The sequence below is a fragment of the Bartonella tamiae Th239 genome (assembly GCF_000278275.1).
GTDB lineage: Bacteria > Pseudomonadota > Alphaproteobacteria > Rhizobiales > Rhizobiaceae > Bartonella > Bartonella tamiae.
The window spans coordinates 1364978-1382940 of the sequence record NZ_JH725147.1; the positions used below are offsets into that span (position 1 = coordinate 1364978).

A 17963-nucleotide genomic window follows, 5' to 3' on the forward strand; every position below is an offset into this window, starting at 1 on the left:
GATATTCAAGCGTTATTTTAATAACGGAACTGTTCTGCCAATATTCGTTCATCCCATGAATGGTTTGAATCAAATAAAATTGATGCTTTTAAATCAACTGCAGAAGAAATAATAACAGAATTTACAGATTTTACTTCAATATTGTCAGCGGCTGCATTAACAGGCCTTTTTTGTGTTTCAAGCATATCAAAACGTACAGTGACGGTATTGGGCAATAAAGCACCATGCCATCGACGTGGACGAAATGGACTGACCGGTGTGAGCGCCATGAGTGGCGCAATAAGCGGAAGTATAGGCCCTTGTGCGGAAAGATTATAAGCTGTTGATCCAGCAGGCGTTGCAACCATAACACCGTCGCAAATGAGCTCTTCAATCCGAACCTTATCATCAACAGTTATTTTTATTTTTGCTGCTTGATAAGACTGTCGAAAAAGAGATACTTCATTTATAGCGATCGCTTCAACATGTCCATCAGTACTTGATTCTGCAATCATTTTTAAGGGATGAATTTCTTCCTTATGAGCTTTGAAAACACGTTCTTCTAAATTATTTTCACAATATTCATTCATAAGAAAACCGACAGAACCACGGTTCATACCATAGATAGGTTTACCCAAACTCATAGATCCATGCAAAACATTTAACATGGTTCCATCGCCACCAAGTGCAATGATAACATCAGCCTCATTTATCGTTGCTTGTCCATAACGTTTTTTAAAAAATTTTAAAGATTGAAGCGCCTGAACAGTATCTGCGGCAACAAAATGAAACTTTTTCATAAAATTTTCCACATCTTCTAAATATTGTCGATAACAAATGATATACATACTAGAACGAGGATGTAATTTTCTAATAGCTCATATACTAAGTTTTTTTTCTTATATTTATAATAATTTTTAGAAAAAAAACTTAAATTTCAAAATTATGCCTCAATTAAACTATGAAATAACGATTTAGTTCGTTTATTCAATTGTAGCAATAAACTTTGAAAGAAGATATGAGGAAATTATGATTAAAAAAATTCTATTAAGTGGTGTTATGGTTTTGGCTCTTGGTCATGTTGCCTCAGCGCAACCTGCATTAAAGGGGTGTGCGGCTAAGCAAAAAGATATTCAAACACAATTGGATTATGCTCGTAAATATAATAACAAATATGAAATTTCTGGTTTAGAAAAAGCTTTAAAAGAAAATATGCGTCACTGTACTGATGCAAAATTAACTGAGAAGCGTCAAGAAAAAGTCGCAGAAAAAAGGCAAAAAGTTTTAAAAAGAGAAGCGGAATTGTCTGAAGCAAAAGCAAAAGGAAATCCTAAAAAAATTGAAAAAAAAATCAAAAAACTGAATGAAGCAAAAAGAGAATTGGATTCCGCTAAAGCAAATTTAGATAAATAAAACATTTTTAAAATTAAATTTATTTTGAAAACCGTATCTGAGTTTTCAGATGCGGTTTTTTTTAAGATCACGGTTTGAGCAAAGAAATAAATTTTTTTATTAAAATAATTATGGCAGTTGTTTTGTGGATTGATGCATTATCATTAATCAGATAGAAAGCAAAGACTGATTTTTTCTTCAGTCATACGCACCCGTAGCTCAGCTGGATAGAGCGCTGCCCTCCGAAGGCAGAGGTCACAGATTCGAATTCTGTCGGGTGCGCCAATTTTAATTCAAAAAATCAATATATTATAATAGTTGAATTTGCGGTTGTGCTTGTTCAAAAAAATGTAGCGGTTTTGTCGCAATCAAAGTCAAAAACAGTCTTAAAACCAGCGCTTTACCGATTGTAAGAGTTGTCTAACAGACGACTTTTTACTCTCTAAAATATCATTTGGAACGGTGATGTTTGTATGTGGTTTTTGGGATGATTCTTTATTGATTGATGAGACTGTATCAGCCTTGCTTCTGTTGGTATAAGGTCGTTGTTTGGCTTCAAAGGGCATCGTTTTGGTTAGCTTCTTCAAATCATCAATACGATGCGCATATAATTTGGAAAGTTCATCAACCGTTTTTATAATTACAAAATGCTCGCGTTTTAGAGCGAGAAAACTGTTAGCTTTATCACCATTTTGCTGTCTTAAATCACCTTTTTTAAAGGGTTTTAAGTGCGTTTATCCAATACCACCAATTTTCCGATTCATCATAATAAGCATACCAGAGTGGTATTCTGAAAAGACTTTCAAACATTAAAGCTCGTCTCAATTCCTTGTCATAATTCAAGGTATAAATCTGACGGTCTTCATAAAATTTTTGATTTTTAGCGTCGATGGCAATTAATCCGCTGCCCAAAAGAATTCGCTCATTAAACAGTAAAAAACGAAACCTTGAACAATTAGAGTCTCCACAAAATACCATACAAGACGATGGAGAGGCTTTTTAATTGCGCAGACAGAATTTATGATATGTATTGGCGATTTAGGAATAGAAGTTGGCTCACTTTGGTTTGAAGCCAATAGCGCGCGTCAGCACAGCACATATCAATATAGCCAATCTTGGTTGAATAATCCACGATGCTTTGCTATCGCTCCTTCGATAGCTTTATTGGAAAATCGCTTTTTCTTTAAAGCTGATGATGAGGTGAGTTCGCCTTTACCGCCACCGCTTGCAGATGCTTCGCCTGATTCTTGGGGGGGGCAAAATATTATTCGCGGGCAAGCAAGAGCGCTGTTACTTATTATTGAAAGTTCAGAAAGACAATCAAAGTTACCGAATATTCATAAAAAAGGACCTGTTTTCTTTTCTGGTTCCTTCTTTCAGTAGGAATTTGGAACCAGATGCTGTAAGATTTAATGAAAGTGGGGTTTATTCAGGTAGTCTTGTCGCTAGAACGATTATGAATCTTATGAAAAAATAGACTTATTATTTTAATAATTAAAATATATAATGTTCTATGTGTACGGATGAGAAAGTAATGGCTTTTTATAGTGTTGCTCTTGTTATTCATGTGGTCGCCGCAACTTTGTTTTTTGGGAACATTATGGTTACTGGTGTTTGGAAAGTATTTATTGATAAAAGTAAAGATATTGAAAAGATTCGTATTGGCATCAGATTAGTGATTTTAACAGATTATATTTTTACATTTTGCGGGGCGGTTTTACTTGCTTTGACAGGGGCGTACCTTGTGTATTATTTGCAGTTAGATCGGTTTGGAGAAAAATGGCTTTTGGTTGGCACAAGTTCTTTTATTCTTTCTGGTTTAATATGGGTTCTTTTCCTTGTGCCTAATCAATATAAGCAGAAAAAACTCATTGAGAACGTTGACCAATTCAGTAAAATTGCGAAAGAATTTAACACATTGGCGCAAAAATGGTATTTTTGGGGAACGCTCTCTAATATATTTGCTTTATGCGCCCTTGTATCAATGATAATTCGTTTTTAGCTGTCGTGCAAAAGCAATACAATATATTAAAAAAGTCAGAAAATATACTAGAGCAGAATAAGATTTAATGAAGATTATGATGTCTTATCACTCAAGTAATATTACAGAGAACGAAACTCGTAATTGGTTGGTTGAAAAAATTGCCGAAAAATTTAATATTCTAGTTTCCGATGTGGTTGTTGATAAATTTTTAGTGATTTTGGGCTTGATTCAACAGAAACATTTGTACTTATCGGCGAATTGGATATGAACTCTCTCCAACAGCGATGTGGTATCATCCGACGATAGATAAACTTTCTAAATATATTGTCGATTTTGTTAAAGAAAATATTGAACAACAAGAATAGTTTTTATTTTTTATAAAAAAGCATCTTCACAATTAAGCCGTCATCATTTTAATAATGATAAAATAAATATTACATTATTTTATAAATGTCGTTCTATCTCAATTGAAAAAAACGTTTTTAAAGAAATGAGATTGTGATGAAGGTCATTATGTGGCAAAAGTGCTTTGAAATTCAGTTATTTGAAATGGAATTATGATCTTGTTGATTGAACTATCGACCGTTGGCGTATTTTTTGCTGGCGCCTTATCTTTTCTTTCTCCCTGTGTCTTGCCTCTCGTACCGCCTTATCTATGTTATATGGCAGGCGTCAGCGTTGAAGATTTTCGTGGTGGAAATATTGAAAAAAAAGCACCCGTAAGGTTTACTTTATTTATTGCAGCACTGGCTTTTGCTCTTGGTTTTACCACAGTTTTTGTCGCTCTTGGTGCCAGCGCGAGCACTATTGGACGTTTCATCGGTTATTATCGTGATTGGCTAGCAATGGCTGCTGGCTTTATTATTATTATTTTTGGACTTAATTTTTTAGGTGTTTTTAAATTAGGGTTTTTATCTCGTGAAGCGCGATTTCAAACACGTTCAACACCGGCAGGACCCATTGGCGCTTATATCATTGGTCTTGCATTTGCATTTGGGTGGACACCATGTATTGGACCTATTTTAGGACCAATTATTACACTTGCAGGCACAAAAGAATCTGTTGGAGAGGGCGCTTTTCTTTTAGCGGTCTACTCAATGGGGCTCGCTATTCCATTTATTTTAGCGGCTCTTTTTTCTGGATCTTTTATGGCTTTTTTAAACCGCTTTAAAGTGCATTTAGGAAAAGTTGAAAAAATTATTGGTGTTTTTCTTATAATAGCAGGTATTCTTTTTTTGACAGGATATATGCAAAACTTTTCATTTTGGTTGCTTGAAAAATATCCGACTTTAAGTCAAATCGAAGGATTGAATTGGGAAGATGTCAAACAGTTTTTTGGTCTTTCATCGTCATGAATAAGAAAAATATGATAAAACGTCGTTGCCTTTCTATTATACTTGCTGCAGGCGAGGGGACACGCATGAAGTCTTCCTTGCCCAAAGTGCTTCATAAAATTGCAGGGCTCCCTATGGTGTGTCATGTTGTACAACAAGTTCAATCTGCTGGAACAGATATTCTTGCAATTATTGTTGGACGAGGATTTGAAAGCGTTCAAAAAGCAATTTATGACTTTGCACCTCATGCGTCTTTTTTTATGCAGGAAGAACGCCGTGGCACGGCACATGCTGTATTAAGTGCTAAAACTTTGCTTGAAAACACCCCTAATAACAAAATGCCTGACGATGTTTTGATTGTATTTGGTGATACGCCTTTAATAGAGGCAGACGCTTTAGGCCGCGCACGCAATGCATTAGCTGACGGCGTTGATGTTGTGGTCATGGGATTTCGTACATCAAAACCAGAAGGTTATGGGCGTTTAATTGAAAAAGACGGAACGCTGATTGCAATTGTCGAAGAAAAAGAAGCAACACAAGACCAAAGGCAGATAAATTTTTGCAATGGTGGTGTGATGGCAATGAATGGGAAATACGCATTATCTTTGATTGAAAAAATTGATAATCATAATGCAAAGCAAGAATTTTATTTAACAGATATTGTGGCCATTGCTGTTCAACAAAAGTTAAAGGTTCAAGCTATCGAAGTCCCGTTTGAAAATGTTCTTGGTGTCAATAATCATACGGAGCTTGCGCAAGCTGATGCGCTTTGGCAAAAACGTAAAGCGCAGATGTTAATGCATGAAGGTGTTCGTCTTTTAAAGCCTGATAGTGTGTATTTTTCTTATGATACAGTTATAGACGCGGATGTTACAATTGAACCCAATGTTTTTTTTGGTCCAGGTGTAAAGATAAAAAAGGGTACGACTATTCATAGCTTTAGCTATCTGGAAGATGCTATCATTGATGAAAATGTGACAGTGGGTCCGTTTGCGCGCATCCGACCAGGGTCACATCTTGAAGAAAAATCTAAGGTTGGCAATTTTTGTGAAATTAAACAATCAAGGATTGGTAAGGAAGCTAAAGTCAATCATTTAACTTATATTGGTGATGCAAAAGTTGGTGACTATGCTAATATTGGGGCTGGAACAGTCACATGTAATTATGACGGCTTTAATAAATGGGAAACGATCATTGGTAAAAATGCCTTTATCGGATCAAATTCTTCCTTAGTCGCTCCGATTGAGATTGGTCAAAATGCTTATGTTGCATCTGGCAGTGTTATTACAAAATTAGTACCCGATAACAGTGTTGCATTTGGACGTTCGTATCAAGTTAATAAAGAAGGACGCGCAACATCTTTACGTGAGCATTTTGCTGCAGTTAAAGCTTTGCGTAAAAATCAAACTGAGCGAAAAGATTGAGGAAGTCTTTGTAAAATAATTCGGTAAAATTTACCAAAATTTTGCTATCATGTGCATGATACTTATATAGGATATTTAAGAGCTATATATTTATTATCGATTGTTAAAATAAATATTTTATCGTTTTGGAGTTGTTATATGTGTGGAATTATCGGTATTCTTGGAAAGCAAGCCGTAGCCCCTCTTATTATTGATGGTTTGAAACGACTTGAATATCGTGGATATGATTCAGCAGGTGTTGCAACTCTTCATAATGGCGTATTGAAGCGCTTGCGTGCGGAAGGAAAACTTGTCAATTTAGAAAATAAACTGCATGAATCACCGCTTGAAGGATTAACAGGAATTGGTCATACCCGTTGGGCAAGTCATGGCGCGCCTGTAGAGCGTAATGCACATCCTCATATGACAGATCAAGTTGCTGTTGTGCATAATGGTATTATTGAAAATTTTGCCGAATTGCGTGAAGAGTTAAGTGCAGATGGTTATGTGTTTGAAACAGAAACAGATACAGAAGCATTTGCAAAACTTCTCACCCGTTCTTTAAAAGAAGGTCTGGCACCACAAGAGGCAATGTCAACAAACCTTAAAAAATTACGAGGTGCCTTTGCAGTCGCATGTATTTTTAAAGGTTATGATGATTTGATCATTGCGGCCCGTTCTGGCCCACCTTTAGCCATTGGATATGGTGATGGTGAAATGTTTGTAGGCTCAGATGCTATTGCTCTTGCACCATTTACCAATCGCATAAGCTATATGGAAGATGGTGATTGGGTGGTTATGACGCGTAATAGTGTCATCATATATGATTATGAAGATCGCTTGGTAGAACGCGAAATGACAATATCATCAGGCAATACTTTTTTAGTATCTAAAGGCAATCATCGCCATTTTATGCATAAGGAAATGTGGGAACAGCCTGAGGTGATTGCGCATACATTGGCGCATTATCTCGATCTTTCACAAAAAAAAATTCTTAATCAAATTGTCTCCATCGATTGGAAAAATATCCATCGTTTAACCATGGCAAGTTGTGGTACCGCTTTTTATGCAACATTAGTTGCAAGATATTGGTTTGAATCTTTGGCAGGACTTGTCGTGGATAATGATGTCGCTTCAGAATTTCGTTATCGAGAGCCACCGTTATCTCCTGATACTTTATCGATGTTTATATCACAGTCGGGAGAAACAGCGGATACACTTGCCTGTTTGCGTTATTGCCAAAATAATGGGATCAAAACGGCTTCTGTTGTTAATGTTCAAGAGTCAACAATGGCGCGTGAAGCCGATTTTGTTTTTCCAACATTGGCAGGACCCGAAGTTGGTGTCGCATCCACCAAAGCATTTACGTGTCAATTGGCAACACTGGCTTCACTGGCTCTTCAAGCAGCAAAACAACGCGGACATTTAACGGATAAGGAAGAGAGTAAACTTGTTCAAGAATTAGCTGAAAGCCCGCGCATTATTTCGGATGTATTAAAGCTTGATGAACAGATTGAACATATTTGCCGTGATTTAATGAATGTCAAAAATATTCTTTATTTAGGGCGCGGTTCGTCATTTCCTATCGCTCTTGAAGGTGCATTAAAACTGAAAGAACTTTCCTATATCCATGCAGAGGGATATGCTGCTGGTGAATTGAAACATGGTCCTATTGCTTTAATCGATGAGACGATCCCTGTGATTGTTGTTGCGCCTTATGACAAATGGTTTGAAAAGACAGTGTCCAATATGCAAGAAGTTGCCGCACGAGGTGGTCGCATTATTATGATAACGAATCAAAAAGGGGCAAAAGCCACGGGTCTTGATAATATTAAAACCATTATTATGCCAGACGTGCCTGATAGTGTTTCACCGATTGCTTATACTATTCCTGTACAACTTATTGCTTATCATACAGCAACATTGTTAGGAACGGATGTTGATCAACCGCGTAATTTAGCTAAATCTGTGACGGTCGAATAATAGCAAGGATTCTTCTTCCATAGGGATTTTTTACGTAAAAACTCACCTTAAAATTTATCATTTCAACATAATAGTTTATAGAGTGACGTTATATCTATTTATCAATAACAACGCCAATAATCGGTCCTAACGGGTACCACCAATCGTAGCGTTGAAGTTCTGGAGCATATAGGCTTGATATTGAACCATCAAGATAAAGAGCATTAGGTGTTTGATGTTTATCGCGAAAGAAACGAGCTAATTCGTCAAAGTTTACTTTTTTTTCTGAATTTATAAAAACCACAGTTCCATCTTCTTTTACTCCGACACCATTGCGATATTCAAGATAAGGTGAATTAGGAATAAAACGAGGATGAATGACATTGTTAATGACAAGCATGGGTCCTGATTGCGTCGCTAATTCTGGCGTAATCTGACTTGTGATATATGTGGAGGTTTCCAAAATCCCCGCAGATTCATCTGCAATAAAAAACACACCATTAGGTTTCATATGAAAGTTTCCAGGGCCTTCTTTTGTTGAAATCTCATGGATTTTTTTACCATTTTCAATATAAAGACCAACTGCAGAAAAATCTTTATGATACATGCCTCCATTAACAGCAAAACCGAGTGTCTTTTGTTGTTTTTGAAGCATTTTTTCGACATGTCGAAAATATTTAAAGGGGCGATGATTTCGATCATTTAAAAATAGTGTAACTTCATGGTTTTTGGGATGCACTTCACAAACAATAAAAGCTTTATCTTCAAATGTTTCTCGTTGACAAAAAGATGGTTTCGTCACGGATAACTTATTATCATCACTTTCACTCATTTCAGACTGTATATTTATAACATGTGTTTTTGATTTTAAAATAAGCTTGAGAGCAAATAATCCTAAAAGGCCAAAAATGATAACAAAAAAAATAATAATGATGACTCTTGTCATAATGCATTATGTCCTTTTAAATTTTTAACCTGCGCGTAAAAGTTTTATCGCCTCGTTACGCTTAAACAAATAAAGCAATAATCTTAATGCTTGTCCGCGTTCTGATAAAAGATCTGGATCAGTTTCAAGAATAAGTTTTGCGTCTTTGCGTGCAATGGTTAGCAGATCTGAGTGAACTTCAAGATTCGCCATAGAAAAATTAGGAACACCAGATTGCTTTGTTCCCAATAATTCACCTTCTCCTCTTAGTCGTAAGTCTTCTTCTGCTATAACAAATCCATCTTGTGTTTCACGCATGATATTGAGACGTGCTTGTGCTGTTTTGCCAAGTGGTGATTTATAAAGCAAAATACATGATGAATCTTTGTCACTGCGCCCAACTCTACCACGCAATTGGTGTAATTGGGATAAACCAAATCTTTCAGCATGTTCAATGATGATAATTGAAGCATCTGGAACATCAACGCCAACTTCTATCACTGTGGTTGAAACAAGCAGTCGAATTATCCCTTTTTTAAAGGAGTCCATAGCAATGTCTTTTTCATTTCCGCTCATTTTTCCATGGATGAGACCTATTTGAGAGCCAAATCTCTCTTTTAAAATAATGTATCTGTCTTGTGCTGATATTAAATCAAGATTTTCAGACTCTTCAACAAGAGGGCATATCCAATAAATTTTTTCGCCCCTTTTTAAAGCATTCAAGATACGTTGCAGTAATTCTTCCAATCTTTCGATAGGAAGAGTTGCTGTCTTAATAAGTTTACGGCCTATAGGTTTTTCTGTTAGCTTTGAAACATCCATATCTCCAAAGGCAGTTAACACAAGCGTTCTTGGAATAGGCGTTGCTGTCATAACCAGAAAATCTGGCAAGTATCCTTTAGCAGATAATTGTAAACGTTGGTGAACACCAAAACGATGTTGTTCGTCAATGATCGCTAGAGCAAGATCGTGATAGATGACATTATTTTGAATAAGAGCATGAGTTCCAATAATGATAGAAGTTTTGCCTGTTTCAATATCCGTTAAAATCGCTTCTCGTATTTTACCTTTTTCTCGTCCCGTGAGTAAGACGGTTTGTAATCCTAATTTTTCAGCTAAGGGTGCTATGGTTGAATAATGTTGTCGCGCAAGCACTTCAGTGGGCGCCATTATTGCCGATTGCCGTTCATTTTCTGCAATTTGTGCCATTGCCATTAAAGCAACAATTGTTTTTCCTGAGCCGACGTCGCCTTGCAAAAGCCGCAACATACGTTGTGGTGATGCTAAATCTTTTGCAATTTCTTTACAAGCATCTTCCTGACCTTTGGTTAATCTAAAGGGAAGACTCTTTTTTAATTGTTCTGTAAATGTTTTTTTAAGCTTATGTGAACGTCCACCCTTTTGTTTTGTCTTTAAGCGTACCATTCCAAGCGCTAATTGTCCTGCAAGCAATTCATCATAGGCTAATCGCTTATAAGATGGACTTGTTTTTTCAAGATCAAATGGGTCAATCGGTTTATGTAAACGTCTTAAAGAAACATCAAATGAAGGAAAATCCATTTGAATTTTTAAATTTTTATCTAACCATTCTGGTAAAAGAGGTAGGCGTTCCAATGCATAAAGCATTGTACGATTTATAATTTTTCCAGAAAGCCCGGCAGTGGAAGGATAAATTGGCTCAATGATTGGCATCAATTCACTTTGTGAGGCAAGCACAATATAATCGGGGTGAACCATAGATGCTTTGCCGTTAAACCAATCGACTTTTCCTGAAATGATGACTTTTTCGCCTATCGGTAATTGCTTTTCTAACCAAGAACGTTGAGCATGAAAGAAAACAAGACTTATTTCACCCGTATGATCAAACGCTGTGACACGATAAGGAATGTGCGGGCGTTGATTTGAAGGGGGCGTATGGTGTCCAACAGTGATTTCAAATGTTGACACAGATCCACTTTCGCTAAAAGCGATACCTGGTCTATGACGCCGATCTATGACACCTGTTGGCATAAGTTGAAGCAGATCAATAAGTCTGACGTCTTCTTTTGTAAGTTCTATATTGAGTAATTTAGAAAATGATGCTGATACCTTTGGTCCAATACCCTGAAGTGAGCGTATGGACGCAAATAACGGGTCGAGCAAAGAAGGTCTCATTGTATTATCCTTAATACCTTTAATTGCTCATAAAAAATAATCGTTTCCAACATCATTTATTGTCATAAATTTGGTTTATGAGGTTATGGCGAAAGCGCAAATATTTTATTAAATAATTATCTTAAGATATAAATAAAGTATTTTTTATAAGGATAAAAGTCTTCAATTCTTCATTGTTAGTTTTTCAATTTATTATGACATGTTTCATCGTGATCCATAGTTAAAATATTTTGTTACGTAATCTCATTATCGCAGTGCGAATAAAATTTAATCTTTGTTAAGCTTAATGAAAAGGTTTAAAAAATATTCTTGCAAATGGAACATATATAGAACATAACAAAAACATAACATGAAAGGAAGTTAAATGTCTGAACTTTTATACGATCTGCTCTCATTTGTTTCTATCAGTTTGTTTGTTGCAACAATTGGCATATGGCTAACAGTTTTTTAAAAAAATAAAATTTTAACATTGCAGAATTCCATGAATATTTTGTGTTAAAAAAGATCAGTAAAAAAATGATTCTTTTGCATTAAGCAGGAAATGAAAAACAATTTTTAAAGACTTTGGTATTGAGCAATGAAAAAGGTTCCATGTGACAGAAATCGTCGATCTTCAATTGGCTAATAATAGTCGACCTCGTTTTATTCATTTGAGGGTTCATTCTGCCTATTCATTGTTAGAAGGGGCTCTTAAAGTAAAAGATATTGTTAATCATGCGGTGAATGATTGCGAACCCGCAATCGCAATGACTGATACTAATAATTTGTTTGGTGCATTAGAATTTTCACAAATATGTTTTGCTCATGGTTTGCAGCCAATAATTGGGTGCCAATTGGCGATTGATTTCGATGATGTGGGACAAGACCCGCGTATTGAAAAATGGCGCTATCCATCCGACTTTACATCCATAGTTCTGCTTGCTGCTGACGAACAGGGGTATGATAATCTGGTGCGGCTTGTCAGTCGTGCTTATCTGGACAAAAGAGAAACTGATCCTGCGAATGTCCATATTGATAAACTTTTGGAAGAAAGTGCTGGTATTATTGCTCTGACAGGGGGAGAAAATGGTCCAATTAATAGGGCATTATCTGAAGACAAATTAGAACGTGCGCTTACAAGGCTGGAACTGTTAAAAACAGCTTTTGATGACAGGCTCTATATTGAGTTACAAAGACAAGGCAATTATGATCGCGCGCTTGAAGCACAATTGGTGGATTTGGCTTATCGCCATAATTTGCCTTTGGTTGCAACCAATGAAGCTTTTTTCAAAAATAAAGAAGGATATGAATCTCACGATGCTCTTATGGCTGTTGCCGAAGGGCAAATCGTATCTAATCCTGAAAGGCGACGCGTAACACCTGACAATTATTTGAAAACCCAAGATGAAATGATTGCCCTATTTTCTGACATTCCTGAGGCTTTAGGTAACAGTGTGGAAATAGCTTTACGTTGTCATTCTTATGCTAAAACACGAAAACCTATTCTGCCGCGGTTTACAGGACAGTCTAAAGATCCTGATGCAGCACTTCAAGCAGAAGCAGAAGAGTTAAAGAAACAGGCAAAAGAGGGGTTAAAAACACGACTTGAAACCGCAGGTCTTGCCGAAAATTATCGTATAGAAGATTATGAAAAACGTCTTGATTATGAACTTTCGATCATCACGCGAATGCAATTTCCGGGTTATTTTTTAATTGTTGCTGATTTTATTAAATGGGCGAAACAACATGATATTCCAGTTGGGCCGGGGCGTGGTTCTGGCGCAGGTTCTCTTGTCGCTTATGCCTTAACAATAACCGATGTTGATCCTCTTCGTTTTTCTTTACTTTTTGAACGTTTTCTTAATCCTGATCGCGTGTCAATGCCTGATTTTGATATTGATTTTTGTCAAGATCGGCGTGAAGAAGTTATACATTATGTGCAGAGTAAATATGGTCGTGAACAAGTTGCTCAAATTATAACTTTTGGTAAGTTGCAAGCACGAGCAGTTTTACGAGATGTCGGGCGTGTTTTAGAAATGCCTTATCGACAAGTTGATTATTTGACTAAACTCGTTCCAGCAACACCAGGTAGTAATGTTGAACTTGCAAAAGCAATTCGCGATGAACCAAAATTTGAAGAAGAAAAGCAAAAAGAACCTATTGTTGGTCGTTTACTTGATATTGCGCTCGAATTAGAGGGACTTTATCGTCATGCATCTACCCATGCTGCTGGCATTGTGATTGGTGATCGTCCTTTATCACAGCTTGTGCCAATGTATAGCGATCCACGTTCTGATATGCCTGTCACGCAATTTAATATGAAATATGTTGAGCAGGCGGGTTTGGTAAAATTTGACTTTTTGGGTTTAAAAACGTTGACTGTTCTTAAAACAGCTGTCGATTTTGTAAAACGAAAAGGCGTGATGATTGACCTTTCTCGTATTCCGCTTGATGATCCTCTTACTTATGAGATGATATCGCGTGGTGAAACGGTCGGTGTGTTTCAGGTGGAAAGTGCTGGAATGCGTAAGGCTCTTATCGGCATGAAGCCCGATCGTATTGAAGATATTATTGCACTTGTTGCTTTGTATCGTCCAGGTCCTATGGAAAACATACCAACTTATAATGCGCGCAAACATGGGGAAGAGGAAATTGCTTCAATTCATCCTAAAATTGACCATTTAGTTAAAGAAACACAAGGCGTTATTGTTTATCAAGAACAAGTTATGCAGATCGCGCAAGAACTTTCAGGATATTCTTTAGGGGAAGCTGATTTATTGCGCCGTGCCATGGGTAAAAAAATCCATGCGGAAATGGAAAAACAGCGCGCTCGTTTTGTTGATGGTGCGGTTGAAGGTGGTGTTCATAAAAATCAAGCCAATGCAATTTTTGATCTTCTTGCGAAATTTGCAGATTATGGATTTAATAAATCACATGCGGCGGCTTATGCCTTGGTATCCTATCAAACAGCATTTATGAAAGCGCATTATCCCGTGGAGTTTCTTGCCGCATCCATGAGTTATGATATGACTAATACTGACAAATTAAATGATTTTCGTCGTGAAGCGGCGCGATTGGGTATCGACATTATAGCGCCATCAGTACAAACTTCGCATCGTATTTTTGAAGTTGGAGAAAATAAAATTTTTTACTCTCTGGCTGCTATTAAAGGTGTTGGTGAGCCTGTTGTCGATCATATCGTACAGATGCGTGGCGATAAGCCTTTTAAGGATTTAGAAGATTTTTGTGAACGCATTGATCCACGCCTTGTGAATAAAAGAGCAATGGAAAGTCTGATCCATGCTGGGGCTTTTGACTGTTTTAATATTTCGCGTGAAGTGCTTATTTCTGGTCTTGAAACTATAAATGCTCGAGGTTTGCGTATCCTCGATAATAATCGTAGTGGTCAGACTGATATTTTTGCAATGAGTGGAGGGATTAAAGATCCTTTAATATTACCGCACGCAAAACCATGGTTGCCGGCAGAAAAATTGCATCGAGAATTTCAGGCAATTGGATTTTACTTGTCTGCACATCCACTTGATGAATATCAAGAGGTTCTTGATAAAATGCGGGTACAAAACTGGAATAATTTTTCCAATGCCGTGCGTAAAGGTGCAAGTGCAGGACGTTTGGCTGGAACTGTTAATGTAAAACAAATAAGAAAAACAAAATCTGGAAAAAAAATGGGTATTATCCAGTTTTCTGATTCAACAGGTCAATATGAAGCCATTATGTTTTCAGAAAGTCTGTATTCATTTGGTGATATGTTAGAGCCGGGGCAATCTGTTGTTATAACTGTTGCTGCAGAAAATCGTCCAGAAGGTATAAGCTTGCGTATACAAACCGTACATTCTTTAGAACGAGAGTCAGAGCGTATCCACAAAAAAATGCGTATTTTTATCCGTTCGGCACAAATTATTGATCAAATTCAAAGCGCACTGGAACAAGGCGGTGATGGTGAAATTGGCTTAATAGTTATTCAAAACGATGGTGAACGTGAAGTTGAAATTGAATTGCCGCAAAAATATCGTGTCAGCCCACAAATTGCTGGAGCAATGAAAGCTTTAAGTGGTATTGTTGAGGTGGAATTGGTTTAAATTCCATATCTAGCGTAACGATATGAGAGATTCTACTGTCGGAAAAAATAAAAAGATAAAATCCATGAGTATGAATTTAGATAAATTTTAGGACTTCCTGATTTTATTAAAGTATTATAAAAAATAAAAAAACTCTGAGGAAGAAAGCGGTGAGCGAATGAACGATTTTGTTGTTCTTTCCGACAAAATAGATTGAAAGTTTTTTATGTTCTTTGGATATAGAAAATTTTCTTGCTTAACTTTGTCAAAATTTTTTTGAAAATAGTCATATTCACAGCAGTTCCTGTTTTCGTTCAAGCATGCATTTCCTCCTCCCATATTGATAAAAAATGAATTTTGAGCCTAAATATTCGTAGCAATCAATCCTTTTTGTATATCTTCTTTGAGATCAGGAAAATCTTCAATGCCAATTTGAAGCCGCAAAACCGGTCCTGAATATTTGCTTTTTGATACGGTGCGATCATCAAGATTTACCTGAATTGCCAGACTTTCATATCCACCCCATGAATAGCCGAGACCGAAAATTTTCAAAGCATTTAAAAAGGCATGTGCTTCTTCTTCTCCTCCCTTTCTTAATACAATTGAAAAGATTGCTGATGCACCAGAAAAATCGCGTTTCCATAAAGTATGTCCTTCATGGCTTTCAAGAGCAGGGTGAAGGACTTGCGATATTTGTGGCTGCGATTCAAGCCATCGCGCAAGTTTGTGTGCGGTTTGACTTTGATGTGCTAGTCTAATGCCCATAGTACGCATGGAACGTAATGCTGTATAAGCATCATCGCCAGCAACACTCATACCAAGTACCATATGTGTATAGTCAATAATATGGGCAGCACGATCATTACCTGAAATAAAGCCCATTAGAATATCAGCGTGACCCGTTGGATATTTTGTTGCCGCTTGTATTGAAATATCCACACCATGTTCCAAAGGTTTAAAAAAAAGGGGGGTCGCCCATGTGTTATCGATCATAACAAGTGCATTATACTGATGTGCTATTTTTGATATAGCAGGAATGTCTTGGATTTCAAAAGTGTTTGATCCTGGAGACTCCGTAAAAACGACTTTGGTGTTTTCTTTCATAAGCGCTTCAATATTGGCGCCAATAAGAGGATCGTAATATTCTACTTCAATATTAAATTTTTTGAGCATATTATCAGCAAAACGACGTGTTGGAGCATATACAGAATCGACAATTAAAACATGATCACCGCTCTTTAATGCTCCTAAAAGTGGAGTCGTAATGGCTGCAAGACCTGATGGCACAAGAACGGTTTTAACAGAGCCTTCTAATGCATCGACTGCGTGACATAACGCATCAGTCGTTGGGGTGCCATGTGTACCATAAGTATAAGTTTGATTTTCTGTTTTTAGAGTTATAGCGTCAGGAAATAAAACTGTTGAAGCTCGAACAATAGGTGGATTAACAAATCCAAAAAAATCATTTGGATGATTGCCGCTATGGGCTAAACTTGTATTGACCCCTAATGTTTTTTTCTCGTTTTTAGAAATCATAAGACCCTTCCCAAAACTTTATAAGATGTTTTTATAATAAAATTCCTATATTTAGGTATTGGTCAAGAAAAAAGTTTCTTTTTTTTAAAGTACATAAAATGGTGGAGACTTGACCCTAGGCCAATAATGTTTTTCACTATATTTCTAAGATAAGGTCTATCCATGTGTGAGGAGAGGGTAAATGAGAATTAAATCATATATTACGGCAGTAAGTGTATCTTTGACAGCCATCATGGGAACATTTTCAGCCTTTGCTGGCACTTTGGATGATGTGAAATCTCGGGGATATGTTCAGTGTGGTGTAAGTTCTGGTTTGGTTGGTTTTAGTATTCCAGATGAAAAAGGAGAATGGACTGGCTTTGATGTCGACTATTGCCGTGCGGTTTCAGCTGCGATTTTTGGTGACGGTGCAAAGGTGAAATTCGTCCCGTTAAGTTCAAAAGAGCGATTTACAGCTTTGCAATCAGGTGAAATTGACGTGTTGATCCGAAATACAACATGGACAATGGGACGTGAAACCTCCTTAGGTCTCGATTTTGTTGGTATAAATTATTATGATGGCCAAGGTTTTATGATTAATGGTAAAAACCTCGATAATATCACATCAGCACTACAACTTTCAGGCGCATCGATCTGTGTTCAGTCGGGTACGTCTACAGAGCTTACACTTGCAGATTATTTTAGACAAAACAAAATGGACTATACGCCCGTTGTTTTTGATAAATTTAGCGAGGTTAATCAAGCCTATGACTCTGGACGTTGCGATGTTTATACGACCGATCAATCATCGCTTTATGGCTTAAGATTACAATTGCAAAATCCTAATGATCACGTTGTTTTACCGCAAATTATTTCGAAAGAACCTTTTGGACCAGCGGTTAGACAAGGTGATCCACAATGGGCTGATGTGGTTCGTTGGACACATAATGCGCTTTTAAATGCTGAAGAATATGGAATTACGAAAGCAAATGTTGATACAATGCTGCAATCACACAATCCTGATATAAAACGTCTATTGGGAGTGGAAGAGGGAAATACTATCGGTAAAGATATAGGTCTGGAAAATGATTGGGCTGTGAAGATTATCCGTTCTGTTGGAAATTATGGTGAAATTTTTGAACGCAATATAGGTCAAAACACCCCTTTGAAAATATCCCGTGGTATTAACGCACTATGGTCCAAAGGTGGTTTGCAATATGGTCTTCCTATTCGTTAACTCTGATATTAGATCGTAAA

Annotated in this window: 12 protein-coding genes and 1 tRNA gene; 9 read left to right on the forward strand and 4 right to left on the reverse strand. The window is 36.9% G+C overall.

All coding sequences use genetic code 11. The features are described from left to right. Positions 1–17: 17 nt before the first annotated feature. A complete protein-coding gene (locus ME5_RS06135; protein ID WP_425338816.1) occupies positions 18–791 on the reverse strand; it encodes an NAD kinase in 774 nt (257 codons plus the stop codon). A 217-nt stretch (positions 792–1008) separates the two neighbouring features. Here ME5_RS06135 and ME5_RS06140 point away from each other — a divergent pair, with 217 nt between their 5' ends. The 7 genes from ME5_RS06140 (at position 1009) to glmS (ending at position 8075) form a co-directional block, all read left to right on the forward strand. Next, a complete protein-coding gene (locus tag ME5_RS06140; RefSeq protein ID WP_008039410.1) occupies positions 1009–1392 on the forward strand; it encodes a DUF1090 domain-containing protein in 384 nt (127 codons plus the stop codon). Between the two features lie 187 nt (positions 1393–1579). Next, a tRNA-Arg gene (locus ME5_RS06145) sits at positions 1580–1656 on the forward strand. 735 nt (positions 1657–2391) lie between these two features. Beyond that, the gene (locus tag ME5_RS06155) at positions 2392–2754 is read left to right on the forward strand and encodes a hypothetical protein (protein WP_008039412.1); all 363 of its coding nucleotides are present in this window, start codon (positions 2392–2394) and stop codon (positions 2752–2754) included. A gap of 151 nt (positions 2755–2905) precedes the next feature. Beyond that, complete coding sequence (locus ME5_RS06160) at positions 2906–3373, forward strand: DUF2269 family protein (protein ID WP_008039414.1); 468 nt, start codon at positions 2906–2908, stop codon at positions 3371–3373. A 545-nt stretch (positions 3374–3918) separates the two neighbouring features. Further along, positions 3919–4710 carry a cytochrome c biogenesis CcdA family protein gene (locus ME5_RS06170; RefSeq protein ID WP_196793518.1) on the forward strand — a complete coding sequence of 264 codons (792 nt, stop codon included), beginning with the start codon at positions 3919–3921 and terminating at the stop codon, positions 4708–4710. A gap of 11 nt (positions 4711–4721) precedes the next feature. Next, positions 4722–6113: a bifunctional UDP-N-acetylglucosamine diphosphorylase/glucosamine-1-phosphate N-acetyltransferase GlmU gene (gene glmU / locus ME5_RS06175; protein WP_196793549.1), complete on the forward strand. Its 1392-nt coding sequence runs from the start codon at positions 4722–4724 to the stop codon at positions 6111–6113. A 138-nt stretch (positions 6114–6251) separates the two neighbouring features. Then, positions 6252–8075, forward strand: a complete 1824-nt coding sequence (gene glmS, locus ME5_RS06180) for a glutamine--fructose-6-phosphate transaminase (isomerizing) (RefSeq protein WP_008039418.1) — start codon at positions 6252–6254, stop codon at positions 8073–8075. A 94-nt stretch (positions 8076–8169) separates the two neighbouring features. Here the strand turns inward: glmS and ME5_RS06185 are convergent, their stop codons facing one another. Next, a complete protein-coding gene (locus ME5_RS06185; RefSeq protein ID WP_008039419.1) occupies positions 8170–9000 on the reverse strand; it encodes a phosphodiester glycosidase family protein in 831 nt (276 codons plus the stop codon). A gap of 24 nt (positions 9001–9024) precedes the next feature. Continuing rightward, on the reverse strand, positions 9025–11133 hold the full coding sequence (gene recG / locus ME5_RS06190; RefSeq protein ID WP_008039420.1) for an ATP-dependent DNA helicase RecG: 2109 nt from the start codon (positions 11131–11133) through the stop codon (positions 9025–9027). A 593-nt stretch (positions 11134–11726) separates the two neighbouring features. On the opposite strand from recG, the gene dnaE reads away from it, so the two are divergent. Then, positions 11727–15212: a DNA polymerase III subunit alpha gene (gene dnaE / locus ME5_RS06195; protein WP_008039421.1), complete on the forward strand. Its 3486-nt coding sequence runs from the start codon at positions 11727–11729 to the stop codon at positions 15210–15212. A gap of 342 nt (positions 15213–15554) precedes the next feature. Here dnaE and ME5_RS06200 read toward each other — a convergent pair whose 3' ends face one another. Beyond that, the gene (locus ME5_RS06200; RefSeq protein WP_196793548.1) at positions 15555–16724 is read right to left on the reverse strand and encodes a cystathionine beta-lyase; all 1170 of its coding nucleotides are present in this window, start codon (positions 16722–16724) and stop codon (positions 15555–15557) included. Between the two features lie 235 nt (positions 16725–16959). On the opposite strand from ME5_RS06200, the gene ME5_RS06205 reads away from it, so the two are divergent. Next, positions 16960–17943: an amino acid ABC transporter substrate-binding protein gene (locus tag ME5_RS06205; RefSeq protein ID WP_196793547.1), complete on the forward strand. Its 984-nt coding sequence runs from the start codon at positions 16960–16962 to the stop codon at positions 17941–17943. The last annotated feature ends 20 nt before the right edge of the window (positions 17944–17963 follow it).